This window comes from Synechococcus sp. BSA11S, assembly GCF_014224355.1.
Classification (GTDB): domain Bacteria; phylum Cyanobacteriota; class Cyanobacteriia; order PCC-6307; family Cyanobiaceae; genus Regnicoccus_A.
Genome location: NZ_VNWP01000004.1, coordinates 56,438 through 70,283 on the forward strand (window position 1 = coordinate 56,438; position 13,846 = coordinate 70,283).

17 protein-coding genes are annotated in these 13,846 nt (G+C 66.4%); 7 read left to right on the forward strand and 10 right to left on the reverse strand.

Features of this window, described 5'->3' with window-relative positions; translation table 11 throughout:
* Position 1: 1 nt before the first annotated feature.
* Genes FPZ61_RS04855 through FPZ61_RS04865 form a run of 3 tightly spaced genes read right to left on the reverse strand, consistent with a single transcriptional unit; the run spans position 2 to position 2,599 of the window.
* On the reverse strand, positions 2 to 1,117 hold the full coding sequence (locus FPZ61_RS04855) for a DUF3153 domain-containing protein (RefSeq protein WP_370593373.1): 1,116 nt from the start codon (positions 1,115 to 1,117) through the stop codon (positions 2 to 4).
* Positions 1,110 to 2,027, reverse strand: a complete 918-nt coding sequence (gene argB, locus FPZ61_RS04860) for an acetylglutamate kinase (RefSeq protein ID WP_185465221.1) — start codon at positions 2,025 to 2,027, stop codon at positions 1,110 to 1,112. The genes FPZ61_RS04855 and argB overlap by 8 nt, the downstream gene beginning before the upstream one ends.
* A complete protein-coding gene (locus FPZ61_RS04865) occupies positions 2,024 to 2,599 on the reverse strand; it encodes a DUF2854 domain-containing protein (RefSeq protein WP_185465222.1) in 576 nt (191 codons plus the stop codon). The genes argB and FPZ61_RS04865 overlap by 4 nt, the downstream gene beginning before the upstream one ends.
* Positions 2,600 to 2,628: 29 nt before the next feature.
* Between FPZ61_RS04865 and FPZ61_RS04870 the strand changes: the two genes are divergently transcribed.
* The gene (locus FPZ61_RS04870; protein ID WP_185465398.1) at positions 2,629 to 2,895 is read left to right on the forward strand and encodes a hypothetical protein; all 267 of its coding nucleotides are present in this window, start codon (positions 2,629 to 2,631) and stop codon (positions 2,893 to 2,895) included.
* A gap of 15 nt (positions 2,896 to 2,910) precedes the next feature.
* On the opposite strand, the gene FPZ61_RS04875 is transcribed toward FPZ61_RS04870, so the two are convergent.
* Positions 2,911 to 3,408, reverse strand: a complete 498-nt coding sequence (locus FPZ61_RS04875; protein WP_185465368.1) for a single-stranded DNA-binding protein — start codon at positions 3,406 to 3,408, stop codon at positions 2,911 to 2,913.
* 48 nt (positions 3,409 to 3,456) lie between these two features.
* Between FPZ61_RS04875 and FPZ61_RS04880 the strand changes: the two genes are divergently transcribed.
* Complete coding sequence (locus FPZ61_RS04880) at positions 3,457 to 4,329, forward strand: precorrin-6A/cobalt-precorrin-6A reductase (RefSeq protein WP_185465223.1); 873 nt, start codon at positions 3,457 to 3,459, stop codon at positions 4,327 to 4,329.
* Here the strand turns inward: FPZ61_RS04880 and FPZ61_RS04885 are convergent.
* The 4 genes from FPZ61_RS04885 to FPZ61_RS04900 form a co-directional block, all read right to left on the reverse strand.
* Positions 4,265 to 5,263 (reverse strand): adenosine kinase, encoded by a 999-nt coding sequence (locus FPZ61_RS04885; protein WP_185465224.1) that lies wholly within the window; start codon positions 5,261 to 5,263, stop codon positions 4,265 to 4,267. The genes FPZ61_RS04880 and FPZ61_RS04885 overlap by 65 nt on opposite strands.
* Positions 5,264 to 5,265: 2 nt before the next feature.
* Complete coding sequence (locus tag FPZ61_RS04890) at positions 5,266 to 6,585, reverse strand: adenylosuccinate synthase (RefSeq protein ID WP_185465225.1); 1,320 nt, start codon at positions 6,583 to 6,585, stop codon at positions 5,266 to 5,268.
* A gap of 131 nt (positions 6,586 to 6,716) precedes the next feature.
* Positions 6,717 to 7,199: a photosystem II protein Psb27 gene (gene psb27 / locus FPZ61_RS04895; RefSeq protein WP_185465226.1), complete on the reverse strand. Its 483-nt coding sequence runs from the start codon at positions 7,197 to 7,199 to the stop codon at positions 6,717 to 6,719.
* Between the two features lie 28 nt (positions 7,200 to 7,227).
* Positions 7,228 to 9,057: a proline--tRNA ligase gene (locus FPZ61_RS04900; RefSeq protein WP_185465227.1), complete on the reverse strand. Its 1,830-nt coding sequence runs from the start codon at positions 9,055 to 9,057 to the stop codon at positions 7,228 to 7,230.
* A gap of 184 nt (positions 9,058 to 9,241) precedes the next feature.
* Between FPZ61_RS04900 and FPZ61_RS04905 the strand changes: the two genes are divergently transcribed.
* From FPZ61_RS04905 to FPZ61_RS04915, 3 genes are all read left to right on the forward strand, one after another.
* Positions 9,242 to 9,715 (forward strand): hypothetical protein, encoded by a 474-nt coding sequence (locus FPZ61_RS04905; RefSeq protein WP_185465228.1) that lies wholly within the window; start codon positions 9,242 to 9,244, stop codon positions 9,713 to 9,715.
* Positions 9,716 to 9,894: 179 nt separating this feature from the next.
* Positions 9,895 to 10,302 carry a hypothetical protein gene (locus FPZ61_RS04910; protein WP_185465229.1) on the forward strand — a complete coding sequence of 136 codons (408 nt, stop codon included), beginning with the start codon at positions 9,895 to 9,897 and terminating at the stop codon, positions 10,300 to 10,302.
* Positions 10,229 to 10,756, forward strand: coding sequence for an inorganic diphosphatase (locus FPZ61_RS04915; RefSeq protein ID WP_185465230.1), 528 nt, complete (start codon positions 10,229 to 10,231; stop codon positions 10,754 to 10,756). Before FPZ61_RS04910 ends, FPZ61_RS04915 begins: the two co-directional genes overlap by 74 nt.
* Here FPZ61_RS04915 and FPZ61_RS04920 read toward each other — a convergent pair.
* Positions 10,741 to 11,424, reverse strand: a complete 684-nt coding sequence (locus FPZ61_RS04920) for a class I SAM-dependent methyltransferase (RefSeq protein ID WP_185465231.1) — start codon at positions 11,422 to 11,424, stop codon at positions 10,741 to 10,743. The two genes, FPZ61_RS04915 and FPZ61_RS04920, sit on opposite strands and share 16 nt — an antisense overlap.
* A 129-nt stretch (positions 11,425 to 11,553) precedes the next feature.
* Here FPZ61_RS04920 and FPZ61_RS04925 point away from each other — a divergent pair, with 129 nt between their 5' ends.
* On the forward strand, positions 11,554 to 11,916 hold the full coding sequence (locus tag FPZ61_RS04925) for a 2Fe-2S iron-sulfur cluster-binding protein (RefSeq protein WP_185465369.1): 363 nt from the start codon (positions 11,554 to 11,556) through the stop codon (positions 11,914 to 11,916).
* Entirely contained in the window at positions 11,913 to 12,323 is a 411-nt protein-coding gene (locus FPZ61_RS04930; RefSeq protein WP_185465232.1) for a Spx/MgsR family RNA polymerase-binding regulatory protein, read from the forward strand. The genes FPZ61_RS04925 and FPZ61_RS04930 overlap by 4 nt, the downstream gene beginning before the upstream one ends.
* On the opposite strand, the gene FPZ61_RS04935 is transcribed toward FPZ61_RS04930, so the two are convergent.
* Positions 12,250 to 13,773: a hypothetical protein gene (locus FPZ61_RS04935; RefSeq protein ID WP_185465233.1), complete on the reverse strand. Its 1,524-nt coding sequence runs from the start codon at positions 13,771 to 13,773 to the stop codon at positions 12,250 to 12,252. The two genes, FPZ61_RS04930 and FPZ61_RS04935, sit on opposite strands and share 74 nt — an antisense overlap.
* Between the last annotated feature and the right edge of the window lie 73 nt (positions 13,774 to 13,846).

A 13,846-nucleotide genomic window follows, 5' to 3' on the forward strand; every position in this document is an offset into this window, starting at 1 on the left:
CCTAGGGAGAGGGCAGCTCGGGCCAGCCGAATCCCGCCTGCCGGCGCAGGCGCTGCAGCAGCAGGCTGAGACCCAGCAGGCTCGCAATCAGCAGACTGCCCACTCCAAGGGAGCTCCAGCGCCAGCTCCGCAGCTCCAGCCGGTTGAGGGCCCCCAGCTCAAGGGGCCAACACAGCCCATCACGCTCCGGCACCACCGACCGTGGCCGGGCCCTGCGCACCGCCTGTTCCCCAACGGAGCTGAGCCTCAAGGTCATGCTCAGGCCCGGCAAGGGCTGCACACCGCGAAGATCCAGCTCGAAGCCGAGCTGCTGACGAACCCCCAGCAACCAGTTGTGCTCCTTCAGCGTTAACTCCGGAGCTGGAAGCCTGGTGCCCGTGAGATCTCCCGCGTCTTTGGCGAGACGCTGCATCAGGGCAGCCGCCTGGGCCGAGGACACCACCCCGCTGCTGAGGCTGAGGCGTCCCTGATCCGGATCCTGGGACAGCCTGATCCGGGTCAGGTCGGGATCGGCGGCGAGGGTGCCTGCGAACTGTCGCTGCCAGGGCAGCCAGCGCCCACTGGCGCTGGTGAGGGTCTGGGTCAGCTCGAGCCGGCCCGGCCCGGCGAAGCCCAGGTCGGTCTCGATCCTCAGGCAACCCCCCAGCAGGCCTGCGAGCAGCAGCAGTGTGGCCAGCACAACCACGGCGAAACCGAACGGTGCCCGGGTGGGACCGACAGGTGGTGGCGGTGGCGGCTCAGGCCGGCGTCTGTCCGGGCGGGCCGGAGCCCCGGGCAGGGCCCGTTGCTGCAGGGATTCCACCCCTCCGATCGCCGGCAGGGTGAGCGACCAGTTGTCCGGTCGCTTCAGGCTGGGGGCTTCAAGAATCAGGCTCAGGTCGCGGGCCTGGCGGCGCAGGTCGGGATCGGCGCAGGCCTTGAGACCGCGCATGCAGCTGGCGGCCCGCTCGGTCTCTCCCTGCCCGATCAGGGCTGTGGCCATCAGCATCCGCGCCCGCCCGCCCATGGGGGCCGTGATGGCATGGGCGGCCACGATCGGCTCCAGCAAACGAAGGCAACGGCCATACTCCCCGCGTTCCAGGGCAGCCTGTGCCGGCGCCAGGAGGTCCTCAGCCACGCCTGGGCGGACCCTTACGCGCAGCTGTACGGCTGCTGCCCAACACCATCGTGCCGACACCGGCATCGCTGAACACTTCCAGCAGAAGGGCATGGGGCACCCGGCCATCAAGGATGTGGGCCGCTCCGACCCCCTGGGCCAGAGCCCTGATGCAGCACTCGGTCTTGGGCGTCATGCCGGCATTGACAATGCCTGTGCGAATCAACTCCCGGGCTTCAGGCAGGGTGATCTGGCGCAACAGGCTGGAGGGATCCTCCCGGTTCTGCAGGATCCCAGGGGTGTCGGTGAGCAGGATCAGCTTCTCGGCCTGCAGGGCTGCCGCCAGTTCCCCGGCCACCGTGTCGGCATTGATGTTGTGGGCCTGGCCACTGGGGTTGGCTGCCACGCTGGAGATCACCGGGATATAACCGCTCTGCAAGAGGGGGGCGAGCACATCGGGGTTGACCGCAGCCACCTCCCCCACCAGGCCATGGGAGCCCTCTCCCCAGGTGCGCGCTTCCACGAGTGAGCCATCACAGCCGGAAAGCCCGACGGCCCGGCCGCCGACCCGGTTCAGGCCGTTGACGATCTGTTTGTTCACCCGGCCCACCAGCACCATCTCCACCACATCCATGGTGTCGGGATCGGTCACCCGCAACCCATCACGGAATTCGGCAGGGATCTTCAGCTTCTGGAGCCACTGGTTGATCTCCGGCCCCCCTCCGTGGACCACCACGGGCTGAACTCCCACACAGGCCAGCAGGGCCAGATCGCGAAAGACCGCATCCCGCAGATCTTCCCGCACCATTGCCGCACCGCCGTACTTGACGACCACCCGGCGGCCGGCGAAGCGCTGGATGTAAGGAAGTGCCTCGCTGAGAACCGAGACCCGCAGAGTGTCCTCTGCGCTGATGACGGGGTCCTGGCTCAAGAGACGGTGGGGGTTGGGGTGGGCTCGGCCACATCTGTGGCGGGAAGCAGGCTCAGCTCCAGGTCCGATTCGGAGATCGCGCGCAGCTCGGCGCGCAAACCCGGGCCGAAGAAGCGACCCAGCCGTTCCTGCTTCGCCTGCCAGCGCTCCGGTGGGACCCCATGGCAGCGGAAGTGGAGCACCAGGCCGTACCCGCCGTCGCAATCCTGCTCAGCCACGCTCACCAGTTCGGGGGGCTGGTCGTCGTTCCAGAGCTTGAGCGCTTCGAGGGAGCTTTCCAGATGCGCTTTCTGGCCATATCGCCAGCGGGTGACGTCCTTGAGCAGCTTGCGCAGCGGTTCGCTCTCGGGGCGCTCGCGCAGCTCGCGCAGCTCCGATGCAGGTGTGAGCCGGGTCGCCGGAGGCAGCTCCGACGACTTCAGGGCCAGGCCCCCCAGCAAGACCGGAACGCCATAGAACACGCCCGCGAGGCTGATGTTGGGGCTGTCGGTGGCATAGGCGATCGAACCGATCACCGTCAGTGCCGCGCCAAGGATCGTCAGCAGACTGCCGGGTGATGTGAGTGCTTCCATGTGGCCATCTTCCTGCAACGCGGTCCAGGATGGCCACTGATGCCAACCCGATGCCTGAGGCCATGGATCACCCCAGCCCCGCTTCTGATCCCGGTGCGAATCAATCAGCCCAGGACCCTTCCCTGTCTGACCCGAGCACCCTCACCCTTCTGGATCAGCTCACCCAGGACCGACTCTGGTTGCTGCAGCAGATCGATGCGGGGCGCTGGCCCGAGCTGAGGCTGGATCTCGCTGCGCTGGAGCGGGAGATCGGACAGCTGATCGACCAGGCACGCCAGCGGCTCGAGCCAGGCTGAAGGTGGCCTGCTGCCTCAGAAGGGGATCTCATCGTCGTCCTCGGCCAGGTCCGGAACCAGCGGGGCGGTGTTCCAGGTGGGGGGCGGCCCTGCAGCAGGCCTGGGGGCCGGCGCGGCGGGGCGAGACACCTCTCTCGCTGAGGCGCCAGCGGGCTTGGGCGTGGGTGATGGAGCCGACGGGGCCATCGACGGGGCCGGGCTGGAGCCCTGGGCCATCAGAGGGTGCAGACGGGAGAGGGTGAACTCGGCCCGTTTTTCCTTGAGGCCATCGGCGCGGGTCATGGTGCTCATGCGCAGCCGCCCTTCGATCATCAGCCGCTGGCCCACCTGAACCCGGTTCTGCAGATCCTGGGCGAGATTGCCCCAGCCGACCACCTTCAATTGCCCTGGGGGATCGTCAGGACGCAAACCGTCAAGCTGGACGGCCATTTCCGCCACCGGGGTCTGGTTGTCCTGGGTGTAGCGCACCTGGGGTGCCTCCAGCACCACCACCTCAAGCAAACAGTGATTCACGACCCCCTCGGCGACAGCGGGCCCCATCCTGATGCACCGACCCAACCCATGGCCGCCAGCAGGGCGGGACGACGGCCGTCGATCTGGCTGCTGAGCGGCACCGGTGAGGGCCCCCTGCTGGCCAGCAGGCTGCTGGCCTCCGGTTGGAGCGTGCAAATTTCGCTGGTGAACGAGGATGCCCTGCGGGCCTATGCACCCCACCCCCATCTGCTGGGGCGTGTGGGAGCTCTGGCCGGCCCCGAGGCGATCGAGTCGGAACTCCTGGGGGGCACCCTGGCCCCCTTCCGCTGGGTGATCGATGCCAGTCACCCCTTCGCCACGGCCATCAGCACCGATCTGGCGGCGGTCTGTGCCCGCATCGGGCAGCCCCTGCTGCGACTCTGGCGTCCGGCGGTGCCGCAGCCGCCTGGATCGAGGCTGACGCTGCTTGACCAGCTGCAGGACCTGGCCGACCTGGATCTGGGGGCTGAACGCCTGCTGCTGGCGATCGGGGCCCGCCATCTGGCCAAGGCCGTGGCCCTGGCCGGCGCTCGGGCCAGTTTCGCCCGCATCCTGCCTACCCCCTCCAGCCTGCGACTGGCCCTGGGCGCTGGCCTGCCGGCAGAGGCCCTGGCCTGTCATCGGCCGGGCTCGGGGCCTCCACGGGCAGAGGGCTGCTCGATCGAGCGTGCCCTGCTGGAGCAGTGGCGCATCACGGCGGTGCTCTGCCGCCAGTCGGGGGGAGCGACCGAGCGGCTCTGGCAGGAGCTCTGCGCTGAGCTTGGTCTCTCCCTGCTGTTGCTGAAGCGCCCTGAGGAGCCACTCTCCGGGGCGCGGCTGTGGTCGCTGGAGGAGTTGCTGGATCAGGTCGGCGGGTTCAGCCCAGGTGCTTGGTCACCAGACCCGGCAGCGAGACCCGCGGGCGGGGCCCCAGCTGGGTGATCACCTGACCGGCGCAGAGAGATCCCAGCTGGCCGCAGCGCTCCAGTGGTTCTCCGCGGCAGAGTCCCCAGAGAAAGCCGGCGGCATAGAGATCACCAGCTCCGGTGGTGTCAACCAGGGGGCCAAGCACGTAAGGAGGAATTTGATGCACACGCCCTTCCCCGATCACCACCGACCCGAGGGCTCCACGGGTGAGCACGGCGATCGAGCAGCGGCCCTTCACCTGCTCGATCGCGGCCTCGAAATCATTGCAGCGGTAAAGCGCAGTGATCTCGGCTTCATTGGCGAAGAGCACATCCACATGGCCATCCACCAGCTCCAGGAAGCTGTCCCGGTGGCGGTCGACGCAGAAAGCGTCCGAGAGGGAGAGGGCGACCTGGCCACCGGCGGAGCGCATCACCTCGGCGGCGGCGAGGAAGGCCCGTTTGGCTGCCTCGCCATCCCAGAGGTAGCCCTCCAGGTAGAGCAGGCCGGCCTGGCGCACCAGATCCAGGTCCAGATCGTCGGGGTCGAGGTCCACCGAAGTGCCCAGATAGGTGCACATCGTGCGCTGGGCATCCGGGGTGACCAGGATCAGGCAACGGGCCGTGGCGGGCCCGTCAAGGGCGGCCGGGGTCTCGAAGCGAGCCCCCACGGAACGGATGTCGTGGCTGAAGATCGCCCCAAGCTGGTCGTCGCGCACCCGGCCGATGAATCCGGCCCGGCCGCCGAGCTGGGCCAGGCCGGCCAGAGTGTTGGCGGCGGAGCCGCCGGAGGTTTCCAGCCCAGGGCCGGCAGCGGCGTAGAGCTTCCGGGCCTGCTCCGCATTCACCAGGGACATGCCTCCCTTGCTCAGGCCATGGGCCTCGAGGAAGGCGTCGTCGGAGGTGACCAGCACATCGACGATGGCGTTACCGATGCCGACGACATCAAGCGTGCGTGTGTCGCTGCCCATCATCAAACGTTCAGCAGGGCCCGCTTCGGGCCGTGGATGGGGTCTTCCACCACGATCGTCTGGTCCCGCTGGGCCCCGAGGGACACGATCGCGATCGGCACCTCCATCAGTTCCGCCAGAAAGCGCAGGTAGGCCATGGCGGTGGCAGGCAGATCCTCGAGGGAGCGACAGTCCGCCGTGGAGCATTGCCAGCCCGGCAGAGACTGAAAGATCGGGCGGCAACGGGCGAAGGTCTCGGCGCTGCTGGGGAAGTGGTCGATCCGCTCGCCGTCGAGCTCATAGGCCACGCAGACCTGGATTTCATCGAGCTCGTCGAGCACGTCCAGCTTGGTGATCGCCAGACAATCAAGCCCGTTCACCTCCACGGCGTAGCGCCCGATGACGCCATCGAACCAACCGCAGCGCCGGCGGCGGCCGGTGGTGGTGCCGAACTCGCCGCCCCGGTCGCAGAGGTGGTCGTTGAGGCTGCCCTGAAGCTCCGTGGGGAAGGGCCCTTCGCCCACACGGGTGGTGTAGGCCTTGGCCACTCCGATGACCCGGTCGATCAGCGTGGGACCCACCCCGGCCCCGATGCAGGCTCCCCCGGAGACGGGATTCGAGGAGGTGACGTAGGGGTAGGTGCCGTGGTCGAGATCGAGCAGGGTGCCCTGGGCACCCTCGAAGAGAATGTTCTTGCGGGAGCGGGCCGCCTGGTGGATCGTGCGGGTGCAATCGACCACATGGGGGGCCAGGCGTTCCCCGTAGGCGAGATATTCCTTGAGCACCTCCTCGGGATCCAGTGGCTCGAGGCCGTAGATCCTCTCGAGGATCAGATTCTTTTCGGCCAGGGGACCCATCAGCCGCTCGCGCAGTCGACCGGCATCAAGCAGATCGATCACGCGGATGCCGTTGCGATCCGACTTGTCGGCATAGGTGGGGCCGATTCCCCGGCCGGTGGTGCCGATGCGGCGCTCACCCCGGCGTTGCTCCATCGCCTGGTCGAGCAGGCGGTGGTAGGGCATCGTGACGTGAGCTGTGGAAGCCAGTTTCAGCCCGGAAATGTCGATGCCGAAGTCGTCGAGCATGTCGAGCTCATCGAGCATGATGCGCGGATCGACCACCGTGCCTGAGCCGATCAGGCAGATGGTGTCGGGGTAGAGAATTCCAGAGGGAATCAGGTGCAGCTTCAGCACCTTGTCGTCGACCACGATCGTGTGGCCTGCATTCACACCGCCTTGATAACGAACCACCACATCGGCGGATCGGCTCAGCAGATCAGTGATCTTGCCTTTTCCCTCGTCGCCCCACTGTGCACCGATGACGACAACATTGGCCAAGGACACAGCGGCCCGCAGCCGCTTCTAAGCACAAGGGACAAGAGTCTCAGATGACGAGCCCCTTCGTCAAAGGGCCGGGGTCTGCGATCAAACTGGATCCCCGCACTCCAGAGGGTCCGGCATGCCCTGATCGGTGATCAGGTCCCACGCACCACCGTTGTTTCGGCTTTCTTCAGTTCCTTCTCGAGGCGGGTCTTGAGCGCCTCAGGCAAGGGACGGTTGGCGTAGTTGGTGTAGTGCCCAGCCAGGGAGTTCATGGCGGTCTGCATGGTGGTGAACGACGGCAGTCCGTTCACCCGGGCCTTGGGCCTGTACAGAGCCACGTAATCGTTGATCAAGACGCGGGCCTCGGCTTCGGCTTCCGCACGGCCCGGATCATCCTGGCTGAGCGCAATGGCTCCCAGCAGCGATTCAGCGACGGTCATGGTGTCGTCGACGTAGGAGCCACTCAGACTGTTGCTGGCGCTGCCGCAGGCGGTGAGTGAGAGGCTGAGGCATAGCCCGATCGCCACCAGAGGCGTGAGAGTCCGGCTCCACCAGCTGCCGGAGAGCAGATCCCCCAGGGATGATCTCAGGGCAGTGCGAATGGCTTGGGAGAAGGACCTCCAGACAACAGTCATCAGCATCTCCACACGTGGTTGGGGGATCCTAGGAGTTCCCCGTCGCTGCCAAACCCAGTCGATCGGCCTCGATGTGCTGCTGCACCACGGCCACCACCTCAGTGACGGGACACTCCCGCTTGCTGCCACTCGAGCGCTCCACCAGCTCCACCAGCCCGGAACTGGCGCCGCGACCCACCACGACCCTCCAGGGGATCCCGATCAGATCGGCATCCTTGAACTTCACACCGGCCCGTTCGTTGCGATCATCCAGCAGCACCTCGAGGCCCACCTGCTCAAGCGCGTCGTGGAGCTGTTCTCCCAGAGCCACCTGGACGGAGTCCTGGGCACTGGCCACCACCACGATCACCTCGAAGGGGGCGATCGCCACCGGCCAGCAGATTCCCAGCTCATCGTGGTGCTGCTCAACGGCGGCCTGGGCCAGGCGTGACACCCCGATGCCGTAACAGCCCATCCACAGCGGCTCATCCTGGCCCTGCTCATTGGTGAAGGTGGCCTCCAGGGCCTGGGAGTACTTGCGCCCGAGCTGAAAGATGTGGCCCACCTCGATGCCGCGGCTGGCCTCGAGGCGCTGGCTGGGATCCTGGAAGCAGCGATCACCCGGCTGGGCCGCGCGCAGATCGGCCATGGGCGGGAGTCCCTCGCCCAGGTCCGACCAGCGGGCCCCCACCAGGTGCGTGTCGGGCCGGTTGGCGCCGCAGACGAAGATCTCAAGCTCCGCCGCCGTGGGATCCGCCAGGCGCAGGAAGCTCGTTTGCCAGCTGCGGGCTCCCGCCAGCAGGGCATCGCCCAGATGGGGACCCAGGCTGCCCAGGGGCCAGGGGGGCAGTCCCTCGCTGCGGATCTGCTCGGGGGTGATCGGCTCGATCTCCAGCAGGGCCCCGGCGGCTTCCCCCAGTGCCGTCGTGACGGCGTTGGCGAGCTTGGTGGGGTTGAGCTGCTGATCGCCGCGAAGGCTCACCAGCACCGGCCTCGGTTGGCCTTCGGCGCTGCGGGCCAGAAGGATCAGTACCTTCACGGTCTGGCTGGGCTCGAAGCCATGGGCGGCGCAGAGGTCCTCGATGCTGTGCTGCCCGGGTGTCTGGAGCTCGACCACCTCGCCGGTGCTCTTGAGCGGCACGGCGGGTTCCGGCAGTGACCTGGCCCGCTCCTGGTTGGCGGCGTAGCGCCCATCCGGACTGCTGAGGATCAGATCCTCGCCGGTTTCGGCGGTGACCATGAACTCCTGGCTGGCGGAGCCGCCGATCGCACCGCTGTCGGCCTCCACAGCCACAGTGCGAAGTCCACAGCGGCTGAAGATGCGGCGGTAGGCCTGATCCATGCGCTGGTAGGCGAGCCTGAGGTCAGCCTCATCGGCATGGAAGGAATAGGCATCCTTCATGATGAATTCGCGCCCACGCATCAGTCCGAAACGGGGCCGGATTTCATCCCGGAATTTGGTCTGGATCTGGTAGAGGCTCACCGGCAGCTGCCTGTAGGAGCGCAGCAGATCGGCGGCGAGAGCCGTGATCACCTCTTCATGGGTGGGGCCAAGGCCCAGGGAGCGCTCCTGGCGATCCACCAGATGAAACATGATTCCCTCCCCGGCGGTGTAGCCCTGCCAACGTCCGCTGCGTTCCCAGAGGCTGGCGGGCTGCAGGGCAGGCAGCAGGGTTTCCAGGGCGCCGGTGGCGTTCATCTCCTGGCGCACGATCGCCGAGATCTTGCTCAGAACCCTCCAGAGCAGAGGTAGGTAGGCGTACACCCCCGAGGCCACCCGGCGCATGTAGCCACCGCGCAGGAGGAGCCTGTGGGAGGGAATCTCCGCTTCCGCGGGATCGTCGCGCAGCGTCACCAGCATCAGGCGGGAGACGCGCATGGAATGCAGCCGCTTCAGAGGGCTGGGACCTTATCACTGAGCCTCGCCGGGGGCCTGGGTCTTGCCGATCAGGGCCGTGGCCGGTTTAATCACCGAACCGTGCGGCATTGGCTCCTGTGGCCTGGCCAGCCAGGCTTTCTCTGCTAGCGTCGGCATGCAGTCCCAGCCGTCCAAAATAAGTCTTATGATTGCACCCTCGGCCGGCTCCAGCGGTGAGCTCCCTCCGACCGTGGGATCCTGGCCGAGCGAGCTTCCCGGTCCAGCGCCCGAGTCGGCTGAGGGCCTGATCGGCATCGACGAGGTCCAGAAAGCGCTGAATCGTTCGCGTGCCTCGGTGTATCGCTACACCAACACCGATCCACGCAACCTCAACCCTCCCTTCAATCCCCGCAAGCTCAACCCCGAATACCGCACCGACCAGAAAGAGGCTTTGCTGTTTCACCCCAACGAGGTAGCTCGTTTCGCCCGGGATGTGCTGCGTATCAAGGAAGTGACCGTGGAGGTGCTCAACTCTCCCTCCACGGCCACGCAGCAGCTGCTCAGCTCGATTCTTCAGGAGCTGCAGGCCATCCGCCACAGCCTTCAGGGCATCGATCACCCCCCCGCAGTGCTCAGCGACAAGAGGGATCAGCTGGGCCAGTCCCGTCCTGCTGCCTGAATCCAGACAGCCCTCGCTGCAGCAGGAGCCCATCAATGGCATATTGATTGAGGCACTGGCATGGGCCGGGGAATTTCGTTCTCTGATCCCAGGCCAATGCTGCTTCCCGGTTCAGCTGCAGCTACGGCCTGCCCGCCAAGCCTGATCTGTTCCCCGAAGCTGCTCCCTCATCCCTCTCCATGGATTCCGAACCTCCGCGAACCGGCACCAGCAACGCTTACGCCACATCCTTGGCTGGTCACCCTTCGTCGGCCTCTGCTCCCATCGCCATGGCCGCCGGCCTGGTCTCGATCGCCTCAACCCTGGAACCAGGCTCACCCTCGCCCGGAGCCGTGGCCACACCAACGGCCGAAACCGGTGAGGACCCTGACAGTCCGGAGAGCTTTCTGGATCCAGGCTCGCCGCTGCTGGGAGCCACCATTGCCCTGCTGGCCCTGATCGTTCCGGTGGCGGCCGTCCTGCTGGAGCGCAACGCCTTCAGAGCTGATCCCCACTTCGTCATTCCCATCAGCCGTGGACATCAGCAGCCTGGCCGCCTCCCCATCCCAGGGTTTGGTGAATCTGGTGGTGGAAATTCCCGCCGGTAGCCGCAACAAATACGAATACAACAGCGCTGCCGGCCTGATGGCGCTGGATCGGGTGCTTCATTCCTCGGTCCGCTACCCCTTCGATTACGGCTTTGTGCCCAACACCCTTGCCGAGGATGGAGCGCCCCTCGACGCCATGGTGATCATGGAGGAGCCCACCTTCGCCGGTTGCCTGATCACCGCAAGGCCGATTGGCTATCTGGACATGATCGACAGCGGCGCCCATGACGGGAAACTGCTCTGCGTGCCGGAGGCCGATGGCCGCCAGAGCGGGCTGCGCAGCATTCGCCAGATCGCGCCCAATCAGCTCGAGGACGTCGCCGAGTTCTTCCGCACCTACAAGAACCTGGCCGGACGACCGGTGCAGATCATCGGCTGGGAAGACGCCGCTGCCGTGCCTGCCCTGCTGGAGCGTTGCATCCAGGCAGCCCGTTCCGATCAGGGAGAGCGCTGAAGCAGGAATCCCTCGTAGTCGAGGGCCTGGAACACGCGGGCCGGATCGCCGAACCCGGCGGCATTCACCAGAGCCGTGAGCCGGGCCAGACCCACGGGATGCGCCCCATGGGTGAGCGGCTCGAGCAAGGCAAGGGGAGCCCGCAGCTGCGAAGCCCTCTGGAAGCCGAGCCAGGCCTCAGCCATCTGGTCTTCCAGCAAAGGAAGGGCCGGACGCATCAGATCCACCAGCACCAGCTGCCCCCCGGGTCGAAGGCAGCGAGCCAGAGCGGAGAGAAAGGCCAGTTTGCTGCCGTCATCGGGGAGAGACTGCAGCACCAGCACCGAGAGAGCCCCATCGAAGCAGGCCTCCCCCTGGAGATCCTCGACCGTGCTCTCAAGCCAGTTGAGTCCCTCCGCCAGGGGGCCGAGACGCCGCTGAGCGGCACTGAGCATGGCCTGGGAAGGGTCGATCGCGCTCAGGCGCCAGTCGGGCCGTTGAGCCACGGCCTCCACCAGCTCGGCGCCGGTACCGCAGCCGGCCACCAGCACCTCCGCACCGTTCGGCCCAGCCAGGGGCGAGGCCGCCAGCAGGGCCACCGAGAGGCGGGCGAGGCTGGCGTACCCGGGGATCAACCCCTGCACCACCAGGTCATACCCGGAAAGTTCGCCGCCGGTCGGTGCAGCCATGGCCTTGTCCGTGCTCTGCAGGATCGTAGGCAGCGGCAGTGCTTCCGCTGGACCAACAACCATTGCAAGGCTGATTCCCCAGGCCCTCTGGGCAGGTAAGTTAGTTCGCGCCAGTAGCCTATGCGACCCGTGCCCACCATCCGCTTCGACAATGAGGGCCAGAAGGTTGGTTGCATCGAGGGGGCCAACCTGCGCCAGGCGGCTCTTGATGCCGGCATCAACCCTTACAAGGGTCTGAACAATCTCAACAACTGTGGCGGTCTGGGTCAGTGCGGCACCTGCGTGGTTGAAGTGCTCGAGGGCGCTCAGAACCTTTCCCCCCGCAGCGATGTCGAGCAGGTCTATCTGGCCGACCGCCCTGCCAGTTACCGCCTCAGCTGTCGCACCAGCGTCAATGGCGATGTGACTGTGCGCACCCGTCCGGATGCCGCCGTCGGCAAAGGTTCCAACAGCCTGGTGGGCGCCTTGAAATCCCTGGTCGGGCGGAAGTGAGTCCGGCTGGCGACTCCAGAGGAGATCGTCCACGGCTGTACAGCTATTCGAAATGCTCCACCTGCCGCCGGGCCCTGAGCTGGCTTGCCGCGGAGGGCATCGAGGTTGACCTGGTGGACATCACCCTGGCGCCGCCGTCCAAGCAACAACTCCAGCAGATCTGGGCCAGCCTTCCTGATCCCCGCCGGCTGTTCAACACCAGCGGAGCCAGCTACCGGGCTCTGGGAGCCAGCCGGGTCAAGGCGATGTCTCCGGAGGAGGCCATCGCTGCCCTGGCCGCTGACGGTAAGTTGATCCGCCGACCACTTCTGGTGGCCGACGATGGCAGGGTGCTCATCGGCTTTGATCCTCAGACCTGGCAGCAGTCTCTGAGTCCCCGTCCCCTGGGGTCGAAGGTGGAACCGTGAGCTGATCCAGCTCACGAATCAGGGCATCGATCCCTGTGCGGTTGATCTGGCCCAGGTAGGTCAGCTTGAGCTCCTCGAGCAGGGCACAGACCAGCTGCTGACTCCGCTCCAGCACCGGCCCATGTTCCAGGGCCTCGGCCAGCTCGTCCCAGAAGCGATCAACGCAGTCACGCAACAGATCGATCTGGCGGTTGTCCTGCTGCTGCAGCCGGGACCCCGCTCCACGCGAGAGCTCCATCAGGCTGTCCACCAGCCCGGCGGCCAGCTGCTGGGTGAGTTCCTTTTCCACCTGCATCAACAGTTGGAGCTGGCGCAGCCCGGGTGGTACCACCATCGACTGCAGGGACTGCTGGAGCGCATGGGCCAGAACCGCCTGCAGCTGGGGTGCCATTCGGGGGGCCACCTGGCTGAGCAGCAGTGGACCCCAGATGCGTGTCAGTTCCACCAGCTCACGCTCGTCGTTGATCGAGACGGTCTGATGGCTGCGAAGTCGACGGATCCGCTGCGGCCACTGGGGAGAGCGGATCACCCCCTGGGCGCCGTCCATCAGCTGCAGGGCCAGCACCTCGAACAGCTCCACCGCCAGCAGGGCGACCACCGCGCGGCTGACCACCGCCCGCAGCGGTTCCATGTTCACCAGGCCACTGGTCTGGAGACGCTCCACCACCGGAATCAGGCGCAGCCAGCGCCAGAACGGCATCAACAGGGGAAGGTCGGTCCATCGACGCAGAAGGGCATCACCCCAGCTCAGGCCAGGCAGCCGGCGACGCAGGCGTGCAGCCCGCAACAGGATGTCCGCCAGGAAGACGCTCTGGAACAGCAACAGATCGATGCGCCAGAAGTCGTCGGTGGGACGGCCGTTCTCGTCGATCGATCGCCAGTAGTTGGTGGCCACCAGTGGCAACACCTGTTGCTGCCAGAAGCGCCGCTCCTCGCTCCAGGACTGGCGCTTCAGCCACTCGTCACCGAGAAGCTTTTCAGCCGATTGCTTGGCTGAATCCAGGTCGGCCCTCTCCCGCAGGCGGTTCTTGATTTTCTCCAGGGTTCCGGAGTTCCCCGAGGCCAGAAAAGGGTTGTCATCGATCATCGCCCTTGTCATCGCAACCTGCCGCTCCCGCAGGTCGCCAGCCGGGGAGCCCGCCAGCAGGGCACGATCCATCCGATCGAAGGCATCCAGGTAGGCCTGGGTCTCTCGGTGGGGCTCGATTCCCTTGACCGGGTCGTAGAGCGGGGTGATATCGGGGAGAAAGCCGAGCCGCAGCACCAGTGGGGCCGAGGGCAGCGGATAGAGATTTCGCTGCAGCCAGAAGGTGCGCAGGGGCACGTAGCTGATGTCGAAGCAGACCCAGAGCAGGTTGAACGTGGCCCAGAGCGCCACGAACTGATCCCAGCGATGTCCAAGGCGGTTGCTGGCCACCGATGACCTCAGATGCCAGCGCGGCCGAACCATGGAGAACAGCGTCGATCGAACCAGGGTAGGCAGCAGAACTCCCCCGCTCCGGAGCCTTAAGGTGGCCGGCTCC

Coding starts and splice junctions, on each gene's coding strand:
- FPZ61_RS04885 (WP_185465224.1), bottom strand. CDS start 5,263: ATGGGCAGCGACACACGCACGCTTGATGTCGTCGGCATCGGTAACGCC.
- FPZ61_RS04900 (WP_185465227.1), bottom strand. CDS start 9,057: ATGCGCGTCTCCCGCCTGATGCTGGTGACGCTGCGCGACGATCCCGCG.
- FPZ61_RS04920 (WP_185465231.1), bottom strand. CDS start 11,424: ATGGCTGCACCGACCGGCGGCGAACTTTCCGGGTATGACCTGGTGGTG.
- FPZ61_RS04905 (WP_185465228.1), top strand. CDS start 9,242: ATGATTGCACCCTCGGCCGGCTCCAGCGGTGAGCTCCCTCCGACCGTG.
- FPZ61_RS04865 (WP_185465222.1), bottom strand. CDS start 2,599: ATGGAAGCACTCACATCACCCGGCAGTCTGCTGACGATCCTTGGCGCG.
- FPZ61_RS04910 (WP_185465229.1), top strand. CDS start 9,895: ATGGATTCCGAACCTCCGCGAACCGGCACCAGCAACGCTTACGCCACA.
- FPZ61_RS04870 (WP_185465398.1), top strand. CDS start 2,629: ATGGCCACTGATGCCAACCCGATGCCTGAGGCCATGGATCACCCCAGC.
- FPZ61_RS04935 (WP_185465233.1), bottom strand. CDS start 13,773: ATGGTTCGGCCGCGCTGGCATCTGAGGTCATCGGTGGCCAGCAACCGC.
- FPZ61_RS04880 (WP_185465223.1), top strand. CDS start 3,457: ATGGCCGCCAGCAGGGCGGGACGACGGCCGTCGATCTGGCTGCTGAGC.
- psb27 (WP_185465226.1), bottom strand. CDS start 7,199: ATGACTGTTGTCTGGAGGTCCTTCTCCCAAGCCATTCGCACTGCCCTG.